Raw genomic sequence first — 20205 nt, 5'->3', positions numbered from 1 at the left:
CACCGAAAGCCTTTCGCCATGCCCCGCCTTCACCCCTCCTTACATACCCGACGTCAAAACGGCGTCGCCCTGTTCGTCGTCATCGTCTTCGTCATGCTCACCATGCTGCTGGCGCTGTGGGCCTCACGCACCGCACTGTTCAGCGAAATGGTAGTCGGCAACGACGCCGACTACCAACGCTCCTTTGAAGCCGCACAGGCCCTGCTGCAAGACGCCGAACTCGACATTCGCGGTGAAACCCCCACCGGCAAAGACTGCAGCGGTTCGGGCGATATCTGCCGCACCAGCACCGTGGACAAAATTCCGCTGGAAGCCAAAGACATCACCACCTTGCTCGCCAACCTGGACGATCAAACCAGCACCGGAAAATGCCGCAATGGTCTATGCACCAAACGTGCCGGCCGACAAGATTTTTGGAACTACGCCAACGGCCTCACCCCCAACCCGTCTGCAAAAAGTAATGCAGGGGAAGCCCCACTCAGTACCATGGCAAAACCTGGCGTGGGCGCCCGTTATGGTCAATACACCGGCGCTGTGGCTAGCAATAACCCCATTTTGAATGACCGCAGCAAAAATGATGCCGGTGGTTGGTACTGGATCGAGGTATTGCCTTACGCCAATCAAAGCAGCAAAAATTCGGGTCTACTCATCGATCCCAGCAATGCAAAAAAGAACCAGCTTCCGCTCAACCTCGACGTGTACGTGGTTTACCGCATCACCGCCCTGGCCTATGGGCGCAAGCCCAGCACCATGGTAGTGCTGCAACAAACCTATGCCCGCCAACGGCGCAAGGATTGACGGGCTCTTGATCAGCCATCACTCACTATCAATTCAATAGCTTTACACGCAAGCCCTGTAAGCGCAAGAACTGTTTTCAACCCTATCTTAGCCTGAGGAGCAAACCATGCCCCGCACCCTTCCCCCCCGCTTCCGCAAAAACCTGCTGGCCCTCGCAGCCGGCGCTGCGCTGGCCCCGCACGCTGCCTGGGCACTGGATCTGGCGACCTCTCCACCTGGCACCACCCAACCTTATGTGGCGCCAAACGTCATTATTTCGGTTGACGATTCGGGAAGTATGGGTTGGGCCATCGACCCCCAATTAGCGGAAAACGACAAAATAACACAACCAAAGGCCGATGGCACCTGGGATTCTGCCGCCCCGCGCATCAATATCCTTAAATATTCCCTACAATCAATTTTCGACCCTACCCATTCGAAATACGATGCCTCTTTATTGCCGGATAAAAAAATACGACTATCTTGGCAATCGATGTGGAACAATGGTAGATCGCCCAATGCCTCAAGCGTATATAACGCCGATAATTACGGAAATATTACCAGTCAAAATACTAACTCCATGCGCCCCTTAGAAGGGAATCACCGCAATAACTTCGTCTCTTTTGTCAAAAATCTATACACCAACAACGGTACTCCTTCGCACTTAATGTTCACACAGGCCGACGCCTATATGCGCGCCAAGGTAAGCAAATACGGCCCTTGGTCCACAAACCCCGGAGGAACAAATGCCGCCAGCACAGAATATCTTGGCTGCCGACGAAATTACCACATCTTCATGTCTGATGGCCGTTGGAACGGCACAATTTATAGCCCCACCGATACCAGCCGGAGAGATAACGCCACCAATATCAGCCTAGCCGATGGTAATGTGTATGGCGGCAGCACGGCTGCAGAGCAGGTCAAGACCGCCTTGTACCGAGACAGCTGGAACACAACCACGCTCGCAGACTGGGCTTTTTACAGCTGGGGAACACCCTTGCAAACTACAGGCGTCAGCGGCGCACCCGAGCCCACAGCAGAATACCGCAACGCCCCGAACAGCGAAGATTTTGGCACGGACAGTACTGGTAAAAAAAATGCCGTTCTAGAGAAATACTGGAACCCAAAATATGACCCTGCCACCTGGCCACACATGGTGACGTACACCATTGGCTTTAGTGGCGACGCCACCACCTGGCCAGATGCCCCCACTATTTTTGCGCCGACAGACAAAACACCATTTGGCTACAATGGCAGTTTCCCCGATTTCGTCACCGGCAACAAATCATGGCCAAATATGCGAAAAAACGGGAAATCAACCGATGAAAGAGTGCGCGCCCTTGATTTGTGGCATGCAGCCATCAATGGTCGTGGCCGGTTTTACGCCGTCAACAAAGGCGAAGATTTAGAAAAAGCCTTCCGCGAAATTATTGGCGCCATCAACGTCCAAACCGACCCAGACCTCAGCTCCAACGCCACCAGCGGCTCCAACACTTCACGCAACGACGTGGGCAAATACACCGCCGCCTATGATCCAAAAAATGGCTGGAAAGGATTTGTGCAGGGCGAAATCGTGCAAAAAGGTGGGTTAACCACCATCCCCAACCCCGGTTGGAACGGCGAAACCACCGCCGACAAACTCGATGCCGCCGGCTTCAACATCAACACCCGCGTCGTGGTGGGCTGGAGCGACCAGTTGACTACCGCTGGCCCTGAAAAAGGTGGCGTGGCATTTCGCTGGGCGAATGATGAAACCTACCTGAGCAGCAAACAAAGAACCTGGCTACAAAAGAACACCGCCGGCACCGATGAGGGCGCTACCAAAGGCGGGCAGCGGCTGAACTACATCCGGGGCGATAAATCGCTTGAAGGCACGACCACCAGCCAGCCATACCGCCAGCGCCAGTCCATTCAGGGCGACATCATCAACTCCGTCGTCTGGTACACGGGCGCACCAGCCTCCAACCTGGCGTTGAAGGGCTACACCCAGTTCGTACGCGCCAACAGTACCCGCCCAGCCATGATCTACGTTGGCGGCAACGACGGCATGTTGCACGGCTTTGCTGCTGCTGATGGCAGCGAGACCTTGGCCTACGTCCCCCGGGGCGCCATGGCCCAGCTGCGCTACCTGACGGTACCGGAGTACAAAGACAGTCATAAATTTTTCGTCGATGGCTCACCCATGACCGGCGACGTGGACATGGGCACCGGCACCCAAGACCCGCAAGACCCCAACTACAACCCCAACTACCAGCCCGACTGGCGCACCTTGCTGGTCGGCACCATGGGGCTGGGCGGCAAGGGCTATTTTGTGCTCGACGTTACCAATCCGACGACGGCAGCAGGCTCTGCACCGGCCTTTGTCGAAGCCAGTGCAGGTGATCTGGTCAAGCTCGACCGCACACGCAACGTCGAAGACACTACCCCCGACTGCGTCACCAAGCTGAACACGGCGCAAAAGGCTGCTTGCAACAAAGCCGTTGCCGAAGATGCTGACATTGGCCATATCACCGCTCGCCCCGTCATCGACGAGGCAGACCCCATGCGTAGCTCGCAAATTACGCGCCTGAACAACAACCGCTGGGCCGTGGTGATGGGCAATGGCTACAACAGCAAAAACCAGCGCCCGGTGCTGCTGATCCAGTACCTGGACGGCGACAAGGAGTTGCTGCGCATTCCAGTCACCGGCACTGCAGACATCCCACCTACCCCTGGTTCTGGCTTGTCCAACGATAACGGCCTATCTGCTCCACGCCTGGTGGATTTGAACGGGGACGGTCGCCCCGACATTGCGTACGCTGGCGACAACCTGGGCAATATGTGGAAATTTGACCTCACCAATATCACCGCCGCCAACTGGAGCGTGGCCTTTAGCGGCAGCCCACTGTTCACAGCTCAAGGTCCAGGATCGTACGGCGGGGCCTCACGCACAGTCGTCCAGCCCATTTCTACCGTGCCCACAGTACGCGCCAACGATCGCATGAAAACCGTCGGTACAGGCCCCAGCGCCACCAGCGTCAAGGTGGGAGGCATGATGGTGGCCTTTGGTACTGGTCGCAACGTCACCAAGCTCGACCCAGCCAGCAACGTTGTGCAAACCCTGTATTCAGTGCTGGACAACACCCGCTACAAAATTATCGATACCACCCTGGGCAAGCGCCTGCAGGTGCACCCTGGCGGCGGCACCTGCCCCAATGGTGCCGACTGCGTGCCAACCCCTACCGCACTGGGCACTGGCGTAGCCACTGCCAAACTGGCCGAACAAACCATTAACGATGGCGATTCGGGCACACTCACCGCCAAAGTGGCTATGGATTGGAATACGCACAACGGCTGGTTCCTGGACATGCCAGCCACTGGCGAGCGCCTGCTCAAGCCCATGGAGTTTTATGACGGCACCAACATCTTGCGCATGTACTCGCAAGTGCCAGCCAAAGGATCCAATGCCAATCCAGACGTAGAAAGCTGCGACGAGGCGACACTGGACGTGGAGCGCCAATATCGTACCGACGTCAATATCATGGATGGTCAAAAAGCATCGTTTCAGATTACGTCTGTTGCCAATGACGGAGTTTTCAACGACCCCAACGGCGGCCCATCGCGCATTAAAGTCACGGCAGGCTCACACACCAACATCGTCCAAGGCAATCGCAACCTGGATGTGGATGTGAAGAACAAAACCCGGACGGACAACCGCTCCCCCGAACAATCCATGCGCCCCAGCTGGCGCCAAGTCAAATAAAAGGAAAATCTATGCAGCGATTGCCATACCCCCAGCGCCACTCTGGCCAGCGGGGTTTTACCCTGATCGAATTGATGATCGTGGTTGCCATCATCGGCATCCTGTCCTCGATTGCTTACCCCAGCTACACCGAATACGTGCGCCGGGGCCAGCGGGCCGAGGCCAGGGCTGCGCTGCTGCAAGCGGCGCAGTACATGGAGCGCGGGGCCACGGCAACGGGCGTGTATCCGGGTAGTCTCCCGAGCGCACTCCAAACCACCGAGTCGAAAAAATACAACCTGAGCGCCAACGTAGCCGCTGATGGCTCCACCTTCACCCTCACAGCCACCCCGGTGCAAACCGATGCCAAATGCGGCAACCTCGGGTTGACCAACACGGGCGCACGCACGGCCACCGGCGCCTCTGGCCTGGATTACTGCTGGAAATAAAACAGGGGGCTCTGCGCCCCCTTGCCACCCCTGCCACTGCAGTGCCGCCTTCGGGCGCACTGCAGTTTTTTTATTGATGCCCGGTGGAGCCGTACCCGCCCTCGCCGCGCTCGGTGGGGGCAAAGTCGGTCACGACGTTGAACTGCGCCTGCACCACCGGCACGATCACCAGCTGCGCCAGGCGTTCGAGCGGTTGCAGCGTGTAGGGCGTATCGCTGCGGTTCCAGGCGCTGACCATGAGCTGGCCCTGGTAGTCGCTGTCGATCAGGCCCACCAGGTTGCCCAGCACAATGCCATGCTTATGCCCCAGGCCGGAACGCGGCAGGATCATGGCGGCGTAGCCAGGGTCTTGCAGGTAAATGGCGATGCCGGTGGGCACGAGCTGCCAGGCGTTGGGCGCCAGGGTCAGCGGTGCATCGATGCAAGCACGCAAGTCCAGGCCGGCGCTGCCGGGCGTGGCGTAGGCCGGCAACTGCGCTGCCATGCGGGGGTCGAGGATTTTGAGGTCGAGTTTCATGGGGTCTGGGTGCGGGTAAGGCGCCGCGCAATCTCCACCACCAGCTGCTGCGCCAGCACGCGCTTGCTGGCGCGCGGCAGTTCGCGGTGGCCCTGGGCGTCGATGAGCAGCAGGGCGTTGTCGTCCTGGCCGAAGGTGGCGGGGCCGATGTTGCCTACCAGCAGCGGCACGCCTTTGCGCTGGCGTTTGGCGCTGGCGTGCTGCAGCAGGTTTTCGCTCTCGGCGGCAAAGCCGACGCAGTAGAGCTGGCCGGCGCGTGCGCGGGGCGACTGCGCTACGGCAGCCAGGATGTCGGGGTTTTCTACAAACGCCAGCGTGGGCGTGCTGCCGCTGCCGTCTTTCTTGATTTTTTGCGCTGCCGCCTGCGCCGGGCGCCAGTCGGCAACAGCGGCAGTTGCTATAAAAACAGTAGCTGCTCGCGCTTGCTCCTCAACGGCTGCAAGCATATTTTGTGCAGATTGCACGTTGATGCGGCGCACCCCTGGCGGCGTGGGCAGGTGCACGGGGCCGGCCACCAGGGTGACTTCGGCACCCGCCTCTTGCGCAGCGCGGGCGATGGCAAAACCCATCTTGCCGCTGGAGAGGTTGGTGATGCCGCGCACCGGGTCGATGGCTTCAAACGTCGGCCCGGCGGTGATCAAAACGCGCTGGCCCGCCAGGTGCTTGGGGGTGAAGAAGGCGATCAGCGCCTGCAGCAGCTCGGCTGCTTCGAGCATTCGGCCATCGCCGACCTCGCCGCAAGCCTGGGCGCCGCAGCCTACGCCCAGCACGGTGGCGCCGTCTTGCGCCACCTGCGCCAGGTTGCGCTGCGTGGCCGGGTGGGCCCACATCTCGCGGTTCATGGCCGGGGCCAACAGCAGCGGCACGCGCTCGGTGGGCCGCGCCAGGCACAGCAGGCTCAGCAGTTCGTCGCTGCGGCCCTGGGCCAGGCGGGCGATGAAGTCGGCGCTGCAGGGGGCGATGAGGATGGCATCGGCCTCGCGGCTCAGGTTGATGTGGGCCATGTTGTTGCCCTCGCGCGCGTCCCACTGGTCGGTATAAACGGCGCGGCCCGAGAGGGCTTGCATGGTGGTGGGGGTGATGAACTGCGTCGCCGCCTCGGTCATCACCACCTGCACGCTGGCACCCGCTTGCGTGAGCAGGCGCACCAGCTCGGCGCTTTTGTAACAGGCAATGCCGCCCGAGAGACCTAAAACGAGGTGTTTGCCAGCGAGTTCCATCATGGGGGCGCAATGCTAGCAGAGCCCCAAAGCCTGGGGGCATTGCCCGGGCGGGCGTGGGCGGTGGAGGGCGGGCGTTTACAATCCCCATTTCCCACCCCATTAAAAGACATGACCAAATTTGTCTTCGTCACCGGCGGTGTGGTGTCTTCCCTGGGCAAGGGAATCGCCTCCGCCTCCCTTGCTGCGATCCTTGAATCGCGCGGCCTCAAAGTCACCCTCATCAAGCTCGACCCGTACATCAACGTCGATCCGGGCACCATGAGCCCGTTCCAGCACGGCGAAGTGTTCGTGACCGACGACGGCGCCGAGACCGACCTGGACCTGGGCCACTACGAGCGTTTCATCGAAACGCGCATGAGGCAGGCCAACAACTTCACCACCGGCCGCATCTACCAATCCGTGCTCGAAAAAGAGCGCCGGGGCGACTACCTGGGCAAGACGGTGCAGGTGATTCCGCACGTCACCAACGAGATTCAAGAGTACATCCGGCGCGGTGCCGGCGTGGGCACGCCCGACGCGGTCGATGTCGCCATCTGCGAGGTCGGCGGCACGGTGGGCGACATTGAATCGCTGCCGTTCCTGGAAGCCGTGCGCCAGCTGGCCTTGAAGCTCGGCCCGAACAATGCCGCCTTCGTGCACCTGACCTACCTGCCCTGGATTGCCACGGCCGGCGAGCTCAAGACCAAACCCACCCAGCACACGGTGCAGGAGCTGCGCAAGATCGGCATCCAGCCCGACGCCCTGCTGTGCCGCGCCCAATACCAGGTACCGGAAGAAGAAAAGGCGAAGATTTCGCTCTTCACCAACGTGCCCGAGTGGGGCGTGATCAGCATGTGGGACGTGGACACCATCTACAAGGTGCCGCGCATGTTGCACGAGCAGGGGCTCGATGGCCTGATCTGCGACAAGCTGCGCCTGAACACGCCACCCACCAACTTGAAGCGCTGGGACGCGCTGGTGCACGAGACGGAAAACCCGCAAGGCGAGGTGCAAATCGCCATGGTGGGCAAGTACGTCGAGCTGTCGGACGCGTACAAATCCGTCAACGAGGCGCTCAAGCACGCCGGTATGCAAAGCCATGTGCGCGTGAAAATCACCCACGTCGATTCCGAGACCATCACCGACGACAACGCAGCGGCGCAACTGGGCAGCTACGACGCCATCTTGGTGCCCGGCGGCTTTGGCTCGCGCGGCGTGGAGGGCAAGATCGCCACCGCCCGCTACGCCCGCGAACACAAGGTGCCCTACCTGGGCATTTGCCTGGGGATGCAGGTGGCCACCATCGAATACGCGCGCCATGTGGCGGGCCTCGAAGGCGCCAACTCGACCGAGTTCGACCCGGCAACAAAGCACCCGGTGATCGCCCTCATCACCGAATGGAAGGACGCGGACGGCACGATCAAGACGCGCAGCGAAAGCTCCGATCTTGGCGGCACCATGCGCCTGGGCGCGCAAAGCTCGGACGTGCAAACGGGCACGCTCGCGCACAGCATCTATGGCGATGTGGTGACCGAGCGCCACCGCCACCGCTACGAGGCCAATGTGCAATACCTCGACCAGCTGCGCCAGGCGGGCCTGGTGATCTCGGCGCTGACGCAGCGCGAGCAGCTGACCGAGATCGTCGAGCTGCCGCAGGCCACCCACCCCTGGTACATCGGCGTGCAGTTCCACCCCGAGTTCAAATCCACGCCCTGGGACGGCCACCCGCTGTTCAACGCCTTTGTCAAGGCGGCCATCGCGCACCAGAAAAAGGCCTGAGCCATGCAACTGTGCGGTTTTGAAGTCGGCCTCGATCACCCCTTTTTCCTCATCGCCGGCACCTGCTCCATCGAGGGGCTGCAAATGTCGCTCGACGTGGCCGGCCAGCTCAAGCAAGACTGCGCCGCGCTGGGCGTGCCGCTGATCTACAAAGGCAGCTTTGACAAGGCCAACCGCTCGTCGGGCTGCAGCCAGCGCGGTGTGGGCATGGAGGCGGGCCTGAACATCCTCGATGAAGTGCGCCGCCAACTGCAGCTGCCCATCCTCACCGACGTGCACGACGCCGCGCAGGTGGCCGAGGTGGCGAGCGTGGTCGATGTGCTGCAAACCCCCGCATTTCTGTGCCGCCAGACCGACTTCATCCGCGCCGTGGCGCAGTCGGGCAAGCCGGTGAACATCAAGAAGGGCCAGTTCCTCGCCCCCTGGGACATGAAGAACGTCATCGACAAGGCGCGCGCCGCCGCTGCGGAAGTGGGCCTGTCGGAAGACCGCTTCCTCGCCTGCGAGCGCGGCGTGAGCTTTGGCTACAACAACCTGGTGGCCGACATGACCAGCCTGGCCGAGATGCGCAAGTCCGGCGCGCCCGTCGTCTTTGACGTGACGCACTCGGTGCAAAAGCCCGGCGGCCTGGGCCAGGTGAGCGGCGGCGCGCGCGAGATGGTGCCGGTGCTGGCACGCGCGGGCGTCGCCGTCGGCGTGGCCGGCCTGTTCATGGAAGTGCACCCCCGGCCGGCCGAAGCCTGGTCGGACGGGCCCAACGCCGTGCCGCTCAAGCACGTGCGCGCGCTGCTGCAGAACCTGGTCGCGCTCGATGCCGTGACGAAAAAATCCGGCTTCCTGGAAAACGACTTTGCGGCCTGAAATTACTATTATTTCGATAGCTGCTCGCGCTTGACAGAAGCGCCTTACAGGCCGTTTTGATTCATAAAACACCCCGATTTCAAGCAACCTAAGGAAACACCATGAGTGCAATCGTTGACATCGTAGGCCGCGAAGTGCTGGACAGCCGTGGCAACCCCACCGTCGAATGCGACGTGCTGCTCGAATCGGGCGTGATGGGCCGCGCCGCCGTGCCGTCCGGCGCGTCCACCGGCTCGCGCGAGGCCATCGAGCTGCGCGACGGCGACAAGGCGCGCTACCTGGGCAAGGGCGTGCTCAAGGCCGTCGAGCACATCAACACCGAAATCTCCGAGGCCGTGCTGGGCCTGGACGCCTCTGAGCAGGCTTTCCTCGACAAGACCCTGATCGACCTCGATGGCACCGAGAACAAATCGCGCCTGGGCGCCAACGCCATGCTGGCCGTCTCCATGGCCGTGGCCCGCGCCGCCGCCGAAGAGGCCGGCCTGCCGCTGTACCGCTACTTTGGCGGCATGAACGGCTGCCAGCTGCCCGTGCCGATGATGAACGTCATCAACGGCGGCGCGCACGCCAACAACACGCTGGACCTGCAGGAGTTCATGATCATCCCCGTGGGCGCGCCGACTTTCCGCGAAGCCCTGCGCTGGGGCGCCGAGGTGTTCCATGCGCTGAAGAAAATCATCCATGACTTGGGGCTGAGCACCGCCGTGGGCGACGAGGGCGGCTTCGCCCCGAGCGTGGAGAACCACGAGGCAGCCATCCAGCTGATTCTGGAAGCCATCGACAAGGCTGGCTACACCGCCGGCGAGCAGATCGTGCTCGGCCTCGACTGCGCCGCCAGCGAGTTCTATAAGGACGGCAAGTACGTGCTCGAAGGCGAAGGCGGCATTGCACTCACGGCCCAGCAGTGGACCGACATGCTGGCCACCTGGGTCGATAAATACCCCATCATCAGCATTGAAGACGGCATGGCCGAGGGCGACTGGGACGGTTGGAAGATCCTCACCGAGCGCCTGGGCGACAAAGTGCAGCTGGTGGGCGACGACCTGTTCGTGACCAACACCAAGATCCTCAAGGAAGGCATTGACAAGAAGATTGCCAACTCCATCCTCATCAAGATCAACCAGATTGGCACGCTGACCGAGACCTTCGCCGCCATCGAGATGGCCAAGCGCGCGGGCTACACCGCCGTCATCAGCCACCGCTCGGGCGAGACGGAGGACAGCACCATTGCCGACATCGCCGTGGGCCTGAACGCCGGCCAGATCAAGACCGGCTCGCTCTCGCGCTCGGACCGCATCGCCAAGTACAACCAGCTGCTGCGCATCGAGGAAGACCTGGGCGACGTGGCCGTGTACCCGGGCCGCAGCGCGTTCTACAACCTGCGCTAAAGCGCCTGCGCTGCTGCCATGGTTGCCCGCCTCGTCCCCCTGGTGCTGCTGGCCCTGCTCGGTGCCATCCACGCCCAGCTGTGGACAGGGCGCGGCAGCGTGCACCACGTGCGCGATATGCAGCAGCGCATTGCCGAACAACAGGCTGCCAACGACCAGGCACGCCAAAAAAATGAACGTCTTCAGTCCGAGGTCAACGACCTGAAAGAGGGCCTGGACATGGTGGAAGAAAAGGCGCGCTACGAGCTGGGCATGGTCAAGCCCGGCGAGGTGTACGTCCACGTAGCGCCGCCCAAGCCCTGAAATTCAGGCATAAAAATAGCTGCTAGCGCTTGCCAGACAAGCGCTAGCAGCTATTTTTTTGATAGCAATTACTTGAGATTGCCCGACAGGAAGCGCGCCAGGCGCTCGCTTTTCGGGTTGGCCATGACCTGGCGCGGGTCGCCCTGCTCCTCGATCTGGCCCTGGTGCAGAAAAATCACCTGGTTCGAGACTTCACGCGCAAAGCCCATCTCGTGCGTGACGACGAGCATGGTGCGCCCCTCCTGCGCCAGCACCTGCATCACGCGCAGCACCTCGCCCACCAGCTCGGGGTCAAGCGCGCTGGTCGGCTCGTCAAACAGCATCACCTCCGGCTCCACCGCCAGCGCGCGGGCAATGGCCACGCGCTGCTGCTGGCCGCCGCTCATGTGGTTGGGGTAGGCGTCCTCGCGCCCTTCGAGCCCCACCAGGCGCAGGTATTTGCGCGCCCGCGCCACGGCCTCATCGCGCGGCAGGCCCAGCACATGCACCGGCACTTCGATGATGTTGGCGAGCACCGTCATGTGTGCCCAGAGGTTGAAGTGCTGGAACACCATCGCCAGGCGCGTGCGCAGGCGCTGCAGCTGCTGGTGGTCGGCAGCGTCGAGCGCACCATCGCGCGCCATGCGCAAGGCCAGCTCCTCGCCGGCGACGCGGATGCGCCCCTGCTGCGGGCGTTCGAGCAGGTTGATGCAGCGCAAGAGCGTGCTCTTGCCCGAGCCGGAGCTGCCGATGATGCTGATGACGTCGCCCGCGTGCGCGGTCAGCGAGACGCCCTTGAGCACCTCGTTCGCGCCGTAGCGCTTGTGGATGTCCTCCACCTGGAGTTTGATCGGGCTGTTCATGTCTGGGGGGTCAATGTTTGCGCGGCGCCAGGTAGCCGAGGAAGCGCCGCTCCAGCAGCTTGGAGCAGCCGAGCAGGGCAAAGGTGATGCACAGGTAGATGGCGGCGGCGAACAGATAGGCCTCGAAGGGCAGGAAAAAATCGGCGTACACGCGGCTGGCCGCGCCCGTCAGATCCAGGAGCGCCGGCACCGTGCTCGCCAGGCTGGAGCTGTGCAGCATCATCACCACCTCGTTGCCGTAGGCCGGCAACATGCGACGGATGGCGCTGGGCAGCACGATGCGGCGCATGAGCTGCCACGGGCCCATTCCCATGGCGCGTGCGGCCTCGACCTCGCCCTTGCTGGTCTCTCGGATGGAGCCGGCCAGCGTCTCGGCGGTGTAGGCCGCCGTGTTCAGCGCGAACGACAGCAGGGTGCAGAAGAACGGCTCCTTGAAGTGCGTCCAGGGCCAGACGTCGTCCCAGTGCGCCTGCACCCATTCCAGCTGGGCGACGCCGTAGTAGATCAAATACACCTGAATGAGCAGCGGTGTGCCGCGCATGAAGTAGGTGAAGGTCTGCGCCGGCCAGCGCAACCAGGCGCGCGGGCTCACCAGCGCCAGGGCGCACAACAGCGCCAGCAGCGCGCCCACCGAGAGGCTGTAGAGCGTCAGCTGCAGCGTGACGATGAGGCCCTCGCCGTACAGCGCCAGGGTCTCGGGTTCAAAAATCACGCTCCAGTTCATTGCAGCTGCACCTTGTCGCTGCCCAGGCTGTAGCGCGCACTCACACGCTTGAGCGCCCACAGCGAAATCGAGGTGTAGATCAGGTAGATCGCCGCCGTGAAGAGGAAGAAGGCAAAGGGCTCGCGCTGCGAGGCGCTGGACTGCTTGGCCAGGTAGGTCATGTCGTGCAGGCCAATGAGGCTGACCAGCGCCGTCGCCTTGATGAGGACCAGCCAGTTGTTGGTAAAGCTCGGCAGCGCGTAGCGCACCATTTGCGGCAAGGTGATGCGCAAGAACGTCTGCAACCGCCCCATGCCAAAGGCCCAGGCGGCCTCCATCTGCCCCTTGGGGATGGCCAGGATGGCGCCGCGAAAGGTCTCGGTCATATAGGCGCCGTAGATGAAGCCAATGGTGAGCACGCCAGCGACAAAGGGGTCGAGATCGACACCGTCGGGGTTGCCCAGCAACTCCAGCAGATTGTTCAGGCCGATGGCGCCGCCGTAGAACACCAGCAGCATCATGAGCAGCTCAGGAATGCCGCGCACCACGGTGGTGTAGGTGCTGGCGGCCCACACCAGCGGGCGCCGCCCGGAGAGTTTGGCCGCCGCGCCCACCAGGCCCAGCAGCGTGGCCACGGCCAGCGAGGCCAGCGAGACGGACACCGTCAGCAGCGAGCCCTGCAGGATGGCAATGTAGTAATCACTCATGGGAAAAACAAAACGGCGCACCGTGCGCAGCGCAGCTGCGCGGGCGGTGCGCCAGGGGCATCACTTGCCGTAGGGATCGAAGTCGAAGTACTTCTTGGCAATCTTGTCGTAGGTACCGTTGCTACGGATGGTGGTGATGGCGTCGTTGAGCTGCTTCTTCAGGTCGCCCTGGCCTTTGCGCATGGCGATACCGATGCCTTCACCGTAGTACTTGGGCTCGTACTGGTCGTGGCCGACGTAGCCGTAGTCCTGGCCCTCGGGCTTGCGCAGGAAGCCGCCGTTGACCTCGACCTTGTCGGCCACCGTGCCATCCAGGCGGCCGGCCTTGATGTCCAGGTACACCTGGTCTTGCGACTGGTAGGGCACGACGGTGACGCCGGCGGGCTTCAATTCACCCAGGGCCCATTTTTCTTGCGTGCTGCCCTTGAGCACACCAATTTTCTTGCCCTTGAGCGAGGCCGGGCCGTCGTACTGGGTGCCTTTTTTCACCACGATGGCGCTCGGCGTCTTGTAGTAGCGCTGGGTAAAGTCCACCACACGCGCACGCTCGGGCGTGATCGACATGGAGCTGATCACCACGTCGTACTTCTTGGCCTGCAGGCCGGCAATGATGGAATCCCACTCGGATTCGACGAACACGCACTTGCGCTGCAGCTGCGCGCACAGGGCGTTGGCAATATCCACGTCAAAGCCGACGATCTCGCCCGTGGGCGTTTTGGATTCAAACGGCTCGTAGGCCGGGTTCAGGCCGACGCGCAGGTCAGCCGCCAGGGCAGAGCCGGCCAGGGTGGTAATGGCCAGTGCAAGCAGGGTTTTACGCATGAACAAAGTCTCCTTGTGGGATGGTTTCGGAAACGACGAAAGGGGGCTATTGTCGCTGCCCCTGTAGCACCCTGAAAAAATTTATTGCACCGCGCTGCTGCTGGGCGGCTGCGGGCCGGCAGCCAGCAGCTGGGCAGCATCGACGGCGTCAAAGTGGTACTGCTGGCCGCAAAACTCGCAACCCACCTCGATCTGGCCCTGCTCGGCGACGATGGACTGCACCTCCTCGGCGCCCAGGTTGCGCAGCATGGCGCCCACGCGCGAGCGCGAGCAGCGGCAGGCAAAGCGCGGGCCGCTCGCGCCCTCTTGCGGCACGAAACGCAGCAACCCCTCCTCCCAGAACAGGCGGTGCAAGATAGTGTCCACGTCCAGCGTCAGCAGCTCCTCGCGCGTCAGGCTCGCTGCCAGGTGGGCAATGCGGTTGTAGTCCTCGTTGGCGCCGATGGCGTCACGCTCGCCCTCCTGGCCCGCCCCCAGGTTGGCCGCGCCCTTGAGCGGCATCCGCTGCACCAGCAGACCGGCGGCCACGCGCTCGTTGGCCGCCAGCACCAAGGTGGTGTCGAGCTGCTCGGACTGCAGCATGTAGAACTGCAGCGCCTGCGCCAAATTCTGGAATTTTTCCCCCTCCACGCTGTGCAGCGGCACCACGCCCTGGTAGGGCTGCTGGCCCGGCAGGCGCTCGGCCGGGTCGAGGGTGATGGCGCAACGCCCGGCGCCACCGGCGTTGACCATGGCGGCAAAGCCCGCCCCATCGGGCACGGCGCCGCGCACCGTGGCCGTGGCGCGCAGCGCCAGGTCGGGCTGCAGCTCGGCCACGGCGAGCTTGACCGGGCCGTCGCCCTGCACCTGCAGGATGAGGGCGCCGTTGAATTTGATGCTCGACTGCATCAGCAGGCCGGCAGCGAGCATCTCGCCGAGCAGCGCCGATACGGGCGCGGGGTAGGCGCCGGTGTCGCTGTTGCCGGCGCGGCGCTGCTGCACCTCGGCCCAGGCATCCGTCAGGCGCACGATGGCGCCGCGCACCGGCAGGCCGTCAAACAAAAACTTGTGCAGTTCAGACACGAAACACTTCCATCAACCAATCTTGCGCAGGCCGCTCTTGAAGCGCCGCGCGTTGTCCACGTAATGCTGCGCGCTCAGGCGCAGCCCCTCGATTTGCTCCGGCGTGAGCGGGCGCACCACCTTGGCCGGGCTGCCCAGGATCATGCTGCCGTCGGGAAATTCCTTGCCCTCGGTCACCAGGGCGCCAGCGCCCACCAGGCAGTTCTTGCCGATCCTGGCGCCGTTGAGCACCACGGCGCCGATGCCGATCAGGCTCTCGTCGCCAATCGTGCAGCCGTGCAGCATGGCCTGGTGGCCCACCGTCACGTGGCTGCCTATGACCAGGGGCTGGCCAAAGTCGGCGTGCAGCACGCTCGCGTCCTGGATGTTGCTGCCCGTGCCAATATGGATGCGGTCGCAATCGCCGCGCACCACGGTGCCGAACCAGACGCTGGCATCGGCCTCCAGGGTCACGCTGCCCATCACCTCGGCACTTTCGGCCACCCAGGCGCTGGCATGTACCTCGGGCGCGACGCCGTCCAATTCATATATCGCCATGGCGAGCCTCCGTTGTGCGCAAACCTACAATTGTAGGGATGGAACTTCGCCAGCGCGCCCTAGAGGTTTTAGCCCTCACCGATCCTGAAGAAAAAGCGGCTGCAGCGCTTGACATGCAAGCGCGAGCAGCTCACTTTTCAATAGCAGAGCATTTTCAGCCGCAGGCCCTGCCCGCACCGCTGCCGGGCCACCCGCCGCGCCCCGAGCTGCGCGCACACACCGACGTTGCGCGGCGCTCGCCGGCCACGGCGGAAGGCCGCGCCATCTTGCTGCACGCGATTGCGCACATCGAGTTCAACGCCATCAACCTGGCGCTCGACGCCGTCTGGCGCTTTGACGCCATGCCGCCGGCCTACTACCTCGACTGGCTGCGCATTGCCGCCGAGGAGGCGCAGCACTTTGGCCTGCTGCGCGCGCAGCTGCGCCGCATGGGCTGGGACTATGGCGACTTTCCCGCGCACCAGGGCCTGTGGACGATGTGCGAGAAAACCGCGCACGACGCCACCGCGCGCATGGCGCTGGTGCCGCGTACGCTCGAAGCGCGCGGGCTCGACGCCACGCCGCTGATCCAGGCCAAGCTGCGCCAGGTGGGGACACCCGACGCGCTGGAGGCGGCCCACATCCTCGACACCATCTTGCGCGAGGAGGTCGGCCACGTCGCCATCGGCAACCACTGGTACCGCTGGCTGTGCGCGCGCCAGGGCCTGGACGCCGAGGCGCATTTTGCGCAGCTGATGCAGCACTACGGCGCGCCGCGCCCCAAGCCGCCGCTGAACACCGCCGCCCGCCGCCAGGCCGGCTTTACCGAGGCCGAACTCGACTGGCTGCAGCAGCAAGTGTAAATCAGGCGGATCACAGGTGCTTCCTTCCTACAATTAGCACTCTTAGCAATTGCAGATTTTTTTCAGTCGTCACCATGTCCACCAAGCCCCAAACCCCCAGCGCTGCCGGCGGCGCGCAATCGGCCATCGCCATGATTGCCCGCCAGGCCATCGTCAACGCGCAGCAGGCGGTCGTAGGCTACGAGCTGTTCAACCGTTCGCGCAGCAGCGCCGGGCACACGGCGGCGTCGGACGTGATCCTGGTGTTCACCGCGCTCTCGCACGCGGGCACCGAGGAGCTGGTGGGCAAGAAGCTGATTTTTGTCAACTGCACGCACGAGAGCCTGGCCGGTGGCCACCTGGAGCTGCTCGACCCCGAAAAAGTCGTGCTCGAAATCCCGCCCCTGGGCCACGCGGCCAAAGAAGAAGTCGCCGCGCGCCTGCCCATCTTGCAGGGCCTGCGCGAGCGCGGCTTTCACCTCGCCTTCAACCACACCGTGCTCGAATCGAGCTACAGCGCCTGGCTGCCGCTGGCCGACTACATCAAGCTCGACCTGTCGCTGCTCGCGCCCGACCAGGTGGCGGTGCTCATCAGCTACGCCGGGCGCCACTCGCACGCCGAGCTGATTGCTGAAAAAGTCGAAACCGCGCAGCAGTACGACATGGCATCGAGCCAGGGCGTGCAGCTGTTCCAGGGCTACTGGTTTGCGCGCCCGGCGCTGGTGCAGGCCAAGCTGCTGTCGCCGGGGCAGGCGAGCATCGTGCAGCTCATCAACCTGGTGCGCAAACAGGCGAGCACCGACGACATCGAAGAAGTGCTCAAGAAAGACGCCGGCCTGGCCTTCAACCTCATGCGCGTGATCAACTCCGCCGGCTTTGGCCTCACGCGCGAGATCACCTCCTTCCGCCAGGCCGTCATGCTCATGGGGCTGAAAAAGCTCTTTCGCTGGGCGGCGCTGCTGCTCACGGCCTCGCGCCACAGCGGCGTGCCCTCGTCGGTGGGGCAGACGGCGGTGGTGCGCGGGCGCCTGATGGAGCTGCTGGCGCAGGAGAGCATGAGCGCCGAACAGGCCGACGAGGCCTTCGTCACCGGCATCTTCTCGCTGCTGGACGTGATGCTGGGCATCTCCATGCAAGACGCCATCAACCTGCTGGCCGTGCCCGACGCCGTGGCCGCCGCCCTCTTGCAGCGCAGCGGCCCGCTGGGCGAGCTGCTGAGCCTGGCCGAAGCCTGCGAGAGCAGCAACGACGCCATGTTCGACCGCGCCGCCGCCACCTTGCAACTGACGAGCCCACAAATCAACATGGCGCACCTGCAGGCCCTGGCCTGGGCCGACCATGTCAGCGAAGAATAAGCTTCGCCCTAGAATCACCGCTTTACTCTGCACCGATACTTTCTTGCGCTATGACGAGCACCTCTGACCACCCGACGCCCAGCAGCGACGAAGGCACCGGCGACCACGCCATCATTGCGCGCCAGGCCATCGTCGATGAAAGCCGCGCCGTCTTTGGCTACGAGCTGTTCGACCGCTCGACCGCGCACCACGCGCACACCGCCGCCAGCGACGCGGCGCTGCTGTTCAACGCCCTCTCGTACGCCGGCTCCGAGGCCCTGGTCGGGCGCAAGACGGTGTTCATCAACTGCACCCACGACAGCCTGGTGGGCGGCCACCTCGAACTCATCCACCCCGACAAGGTGGTGCTCGAAATCCCCACCCTCGGCCCCCAGGCCACGGCCGAAGACATTGCCAACCGCCTGCCCACCTTCGACGCCCTGCGCCAGCGCGGCTTTCGCCTGGCATTCAACCAAAACACCCTGCTGCCGGCCTACGTCAGCTGGCTGCAGCACGCGGCCTTCATCAAGCTCGACCTGACCGCCTTCAAGCCCGAGCTCTCGGGCCCGCTGGTCAAGCACGTGCGCCTGCACGCACCCAAGGCGCAGATCGTGGCCGAGAAGGTCGAAACCGCCGAGCAGCACGAGCGCATGGCGCTGCTGGGCGTCAAGCTCTTTCAGGGCTACTGGTTTGCGCAGCCGGCCATCGTCAAGGCCAAGACCATCCGGCCCTCGCAGGCGACCATCATCCAGCTCATCAACCTGGTGCGCCAGCAGGCGAGCACGGCGGACATCGAAGACCTGCTGAAAAAAGACCCAACGCTGTCGTTCAACCTGCTGCGCTTCATCAACTCCTCGGGCTTTGGCCTGTCGTGCGAGGTCACCTCGTTCCGGCACGCGGTCATGATCCTGGGGCTGAAAAAGCTCTTTCGCTGGGCCGCGCTGCTGCTCACCACCTCGCGCAAGGACGGCGCCCCCGCCGCCGTCGGCCAGACCGCCGTGGTGCGCGGGCGCCTGATGGAGCTGCTCGCCGCCGAGCTGCTGCCGCCCGAGGAGTGCGACAACGCCTTCGTCGTCGGCGTGTTCTCGCTGCTCGACGCGATGCTCGGCGTGCCCATGGACCGCGCCCTCGAATCGGTCGCCCTGCCCGACAGCGTGCAGGATGCGCTGCTGCACAACCGGGGCGTGTTCGCCCCCTTCCTCGATCTGACCCGCGCCTGCGAGAGCGGTGACGACGAAGCCTTCGCCCGCTGCGCCGATGCCCTGCACCTGTCCAACCACCAGGTGAACATGGCGCACATGAACGCCCTCATCTGGGCCGAGAGCCTGGCGGCGGAATAACGTTTTTTAAATAACGTTTTTTAATAACGCTCTTTTTTTGATAGCTGCTCGCGCTTGCTGCAAGCGCCTTGCAGCCATTTTTTACCCAAAAATCACCCCCGAGGATGGTGGCGCGCATGTAGCTGCGCCAGGCGCTCGCGCGCCACGTGGGTGTAGATGGTGGTGGTGGAAATGTCGGCGTGCCCCAGCAGCAGCTGCACCACGCGCAAATCGGCGCCGTGGTTGAGCAGGTGCGTGGCAAAGGCGTGGCGCAGGGTGTGCGGCGACAGCGGCGCCGTGATACCGGCGCGCTGCGCGTACTTCTTCACCAGCATCCAGAACATGACGCGCGACATGGCGCTGCCGCGCTGGGTGACGAAAAAATCCTCGCTGCGCTGCCCGCCCAAAATGGCGCTGCGCGCCTGCTGCAGGTAGCGCTGCAGCCAGTCGTGCGCCTCCTCACCAAACGGCACCAGGCGCTCCTTGCCGCCCTTGCCCTGCACGCGCAGCACGCCATCGGTCAGGCTGACGGCGTACAGCTGCAGGCCCACCAATTCACTCACGCGCAGGCCGCTGGCGTACAGCAGCTCCAGCATGGCGCGGTCACGCAGGCCCAGCGGCTCCTCGGTCGGCGGCGCCTGCAACAGCGCCTCCACCTGGGCTTCGCTCAGGCTGTGCGGCACGCGCAGCGGCTGGCGCGCAGCCTGCAGGCGCAGCGTCGGGTCGCTGCGGATTTTTTGCTCGCGCAGCGCCCAGCGGTAAAAGCGCTTGAACACCGTCAGGCGGCGGTTGGCAGTGCTCGCGCGCGTGTCTGCGTGGCAGGCGGCAAAGTAGGCGGCAATGTCCTCCTCGTCGGCCTGCAGCAGCACCTTATCGCGCTGCTGCAGCCAGTCGCGCCAGGCGCGCAGGTCGCTGCGGTAGGCCTGCAAAGTGGCGCGCGCCAGGCCCTCCTCCAGCCACAGGGCATCGGTAAAGGTATCGATCAGCGCATCGGCGGCAAGGCGGCGGGGCATGGCGGCGGCAAAGTGGGCGAAAAGCGCCGATTGTGCCGCCCCCACCAC

Annotated in this window: 19 protein-coding genes; 10 read left to right on the top strand and 9 right to left on the bottom strand. The window is 63.6% G+C overall.

The window, feature by feature from the left end; all coding sequences use genetic code 11:
* Window positions 1–18 precede the first annotated feature (18 nt).
* The 3 genes from G7045_RS03290 (at window position 19) to G7045_RS03280 (ending at window position 4947) form a co-directional block, all read left to right on the top strand.
* On the top strand, window positions 19–798 hold the full coding sequence (locus tag G7045_RS03290) for a PilX N-terminal domain-containing pilus assembly protein (RefSeq protein WP_166157274.1): 780 nt from the start codon (window positions 19–21) through the stop codon (window positions 796–798).
* 106 nt (window positions 799–904) lie between these two features.
* Complete coding sequence (locus G7045_RS03285; RefSeq protein ID WP_166157271.1) at window positions 905–4519, top strand: pilus assembly protein; 3615 nt, start codon at window positions 905–907, stop codon at window positions 4517–4519.
* Window positions 4520–4530: 11 nt separating this feature from the next.
* Window positions 4531–4947 (top strand): type IV pilin protein, encoded by a 417-nt coding sequence (locus G7045_RS03280; protein ID WP_166157268.1) that lies wholly within the window; start codon window positions 4531–4533, stop codon window positions 4945–4947.
* Window positions 4948–5017: 70 nt separating this feature from the next.
* Here G7045_RS03280 and dut read toward each other — a convergent pair whose 3' ends face one another.
* Together dut and coaBC are read right to left on the bottom strand one after the other, a co-directional pair.
* The gene (dut, locus tag G7045_RS03275) at window positions 5018–5464 is read right to left on the bottom strand and encodes a dUTP diphosphatase (protein WP_166157265.1); all 447 of its coding nucleotides are present in this window, start codon (window positions 5462–5464) and stop codon (window positions 5018–5020) included.
* Window positions 5461–6687 (bottom strand): bifunctional phosphopantothenoylcysteine decarboxylase/phosphopantothenate--cysteine ligase CoaBC, encoded by a 1227-nt coding sequence (gene coaBC / locus G7045_RS03270; protein WP_166157261.1) that lies wholly within the window; start codon window positions 6685–6687, stop codon window positions 5461–5463. Before coaBC ends, dut begins: the two co-directional genes overlap by 4 nt.
* Before the next feature lie 108 nt (window positions 6688–6795).
* Here coaBC and G7045_RS03265 point away from each other — a divergent pair, with 108 nt between their 5' ends.
* The 4 genes from G7045_RS03265 (at window position 6796) to ftsB (ending at window position 10997) form a co-directional block, all read left to right on the top strand.
* Entirely contained in the window at window positions 6796–8445 is a 1650-nt protein-coding gene (locus G7045_RS03265) for a CTP synthase (RefSeq protein ID WP_166157258.1), read from the top strand.
* A gap of 3 nt (window positions 8446–8448) precedes the next feature.
* Window positions 8449–9306 carry a 3-deoxy-8-phosphooctulonate synthase gene (gene kdsA / locus G7045_RS03260; protein ID WP_166157255.1) on the top strand — a complete coding sequence of 286 codons (858 nt, stop codon included), beginning with the start codon at window positions 8449–8451 and terminating at the stop codon, window positions 9304–9306.
* Window positions 9307–9407: 101 nt separating this feature from the next.
* Entirely contained in the window at window positions 9408–10694 is a 1287-nt protein-coding gene (gene eno / locus G7045_RS03255) for a phosphopyruvate hydratase (protein ID WP_166157252.1), read from the top strand.
* Between the two features lie 18 nt (window positions 10695–10712).
* Window positions 10713–10997 carry a cell division protein FtsB gene (ftsB, locus tag G7045_RS03250; protein ID WP_166157249.1) on the top strand — a complete coding sequence of 95 codons (285 nt, stop codon included), beginning with the start codon at window positions 10713–10715 and terminating at the stop codon, window positions 10995–10997.
* Between the two features lie 68 nt (window positions 10998–11065).
* Here ftsB and G7045_RS03245 read toward each other — a convergent pair whose 3' ends face one another.
* The 6 genes from G7045_RS03245 to G7045_RS03220 all read right to left on the bottom strand — a co-directional run bounded on the left by G7045_RS03245 (window position 11066) and on the right by G7045_RS03220 (window position 15670).
* On the bottom strand, window positions 11066–11839 hold the full coding sequence (locus G7045_RS03245; RefSeq protein ID WP_166157246.1) for an ABC transporter ATP-binding protein: 774 nt from the start codon (window positions 11837–11839) through the stop codon (window positions 11066–11068).
* 10 nt (window positions 11840–11849) lie between these two features.
* The gene (locus G7045_RS03240; protein ID WP_166157243.1) at window positions 11850–12563 is read right to left on the bottom strand and encodes an ABC transporter permease; all 714 of its coding nucleotides are present in this window, start codon (window positions 12561–12563) and stop codon (window positions 11850–11852) included.
* Window positions 12560–13249 carry an ABC transporter permease gene (locus G7045_RS03235; RefSeq protein WP_166157240.1) on the bottom strand — a complete coding sequence of 230 codons (690 nt, stop codon included), beginning with the start codon at window positions 13247–13249 and terminating at the stop codon, window positions 12560–12562. The genes G7045_RS03240 and G7045_RS03235 overlap by 4 nt, the downstream gene beginning before the upstream one ends.
* Before the next feature lie 60 nt (window positions 13250–13309).
* The gene (locus G7045_RS03230; protein WP_166157237.1) at window positions 13310–14071 is read right to left on the bottom strand and encodes a transporter substrate-binding domain-containing protein; all 762 of its coding nucleotides are present in this window, start codon (window positions 14069–14071) and stop codon (window positions 13310–13312) included.
* A gap of 81 nt (window positions 14072–14152) precedes the next feature.
* Entirely contained in the window at window positions 14153–15133 is a 981-nt protein-coding gene (locus G7045_RS03225) for an Hsp33 family molecular chaperone HslO (protein ID WP_166157234.1), read from the bottom strand.
* Window positions 15134–15145: 12 nt separating this feature from the next.
* Entirely contained in the window at window positions 15146–15670 is a 525-nt protein-coding gene (locus G7045_RS03220) for a gamma carbonic anhydrase family protein (protein WP_166157232.1), read from the bottom strand.
* 38 nt (window positions 15671–15708) lie between these two features.
* Here G7045_RS03220 and G7045_RS03215 point away from each other — a divergent pair, with 38 nt between their 5' ends.
* The 3 genes from G7045_RS03215 (at window position 15709) to G7045_RS03205 (ending at window position 19165) form a co-directional block, all read left to right on the top strand.
* Window positions 15709–16512 carry a ferritin-like domain-containing protein gene (locus G7045_RS03215; RefSeq protein ID WP_166157229.1) on the top strand — a complete coding sequence of 268 codons (804 nt, stop codon included), beginning with the start codon at window positions 15709–15711 and terminating at the stop codon, window positions 16510–16512.
* A 74-nt stretch (window positions 16513–16586) separates the two neighbouring features.
* Entirely contained in the window at window positions 16587–17846 is a 1260-nt protein-coding gene (locus tag G7045_RS03210) for an EAL and HDOD domain-containing protein (protein WP_166157226.1), read from the top strand.
* Between the two features lie 50 nt (window positions 17847–17896).
* Window positions 17897–19165 (top strand): EAL and HDOD domain-containing protein, encoded by a 1269-nt coding sequence (locus G7045_RS03205; protein ID WP_166157223.1) that lies wholly within the window; start codon window positions 17897–17899, stop codon window positions 19163–19165.
* Window positions 19166–19257: 92 nt separating this feature from the next.
* Here the strand turns inward: G7045_RS03205 and xerD are convergent, their stop codons facing one another.
* The gene (gene xerD, locus G7045_RS03200; protein WP_166157220.1) at window positions 19258–20157 is read right to left on the bottom strand and encodes a site-specific tyrosine recombinase XerD; all 900 of its coding nucleotides are present in this window, start codon (window positions 20155–20157) and stop codon (window positions 19258–19260) included.
* Window positions 20158–20205 lie beyond the last annotated feature (48 nt).

It is taken from the genome of Acidovorax sp. HDW3, from assembly GCF_011303755.1.
Lineage (GTDB): Bacteria > Pseudomonadota > Gammaproteobacteria > Burkholderiales > Burkholderiaceae_C > Paenacidovorax.
The sequence above is the reverse complement of the archived record's forward strand: the minus strand, read 5'-3'. Positions and strand labels throughout refer to the sequence as shown.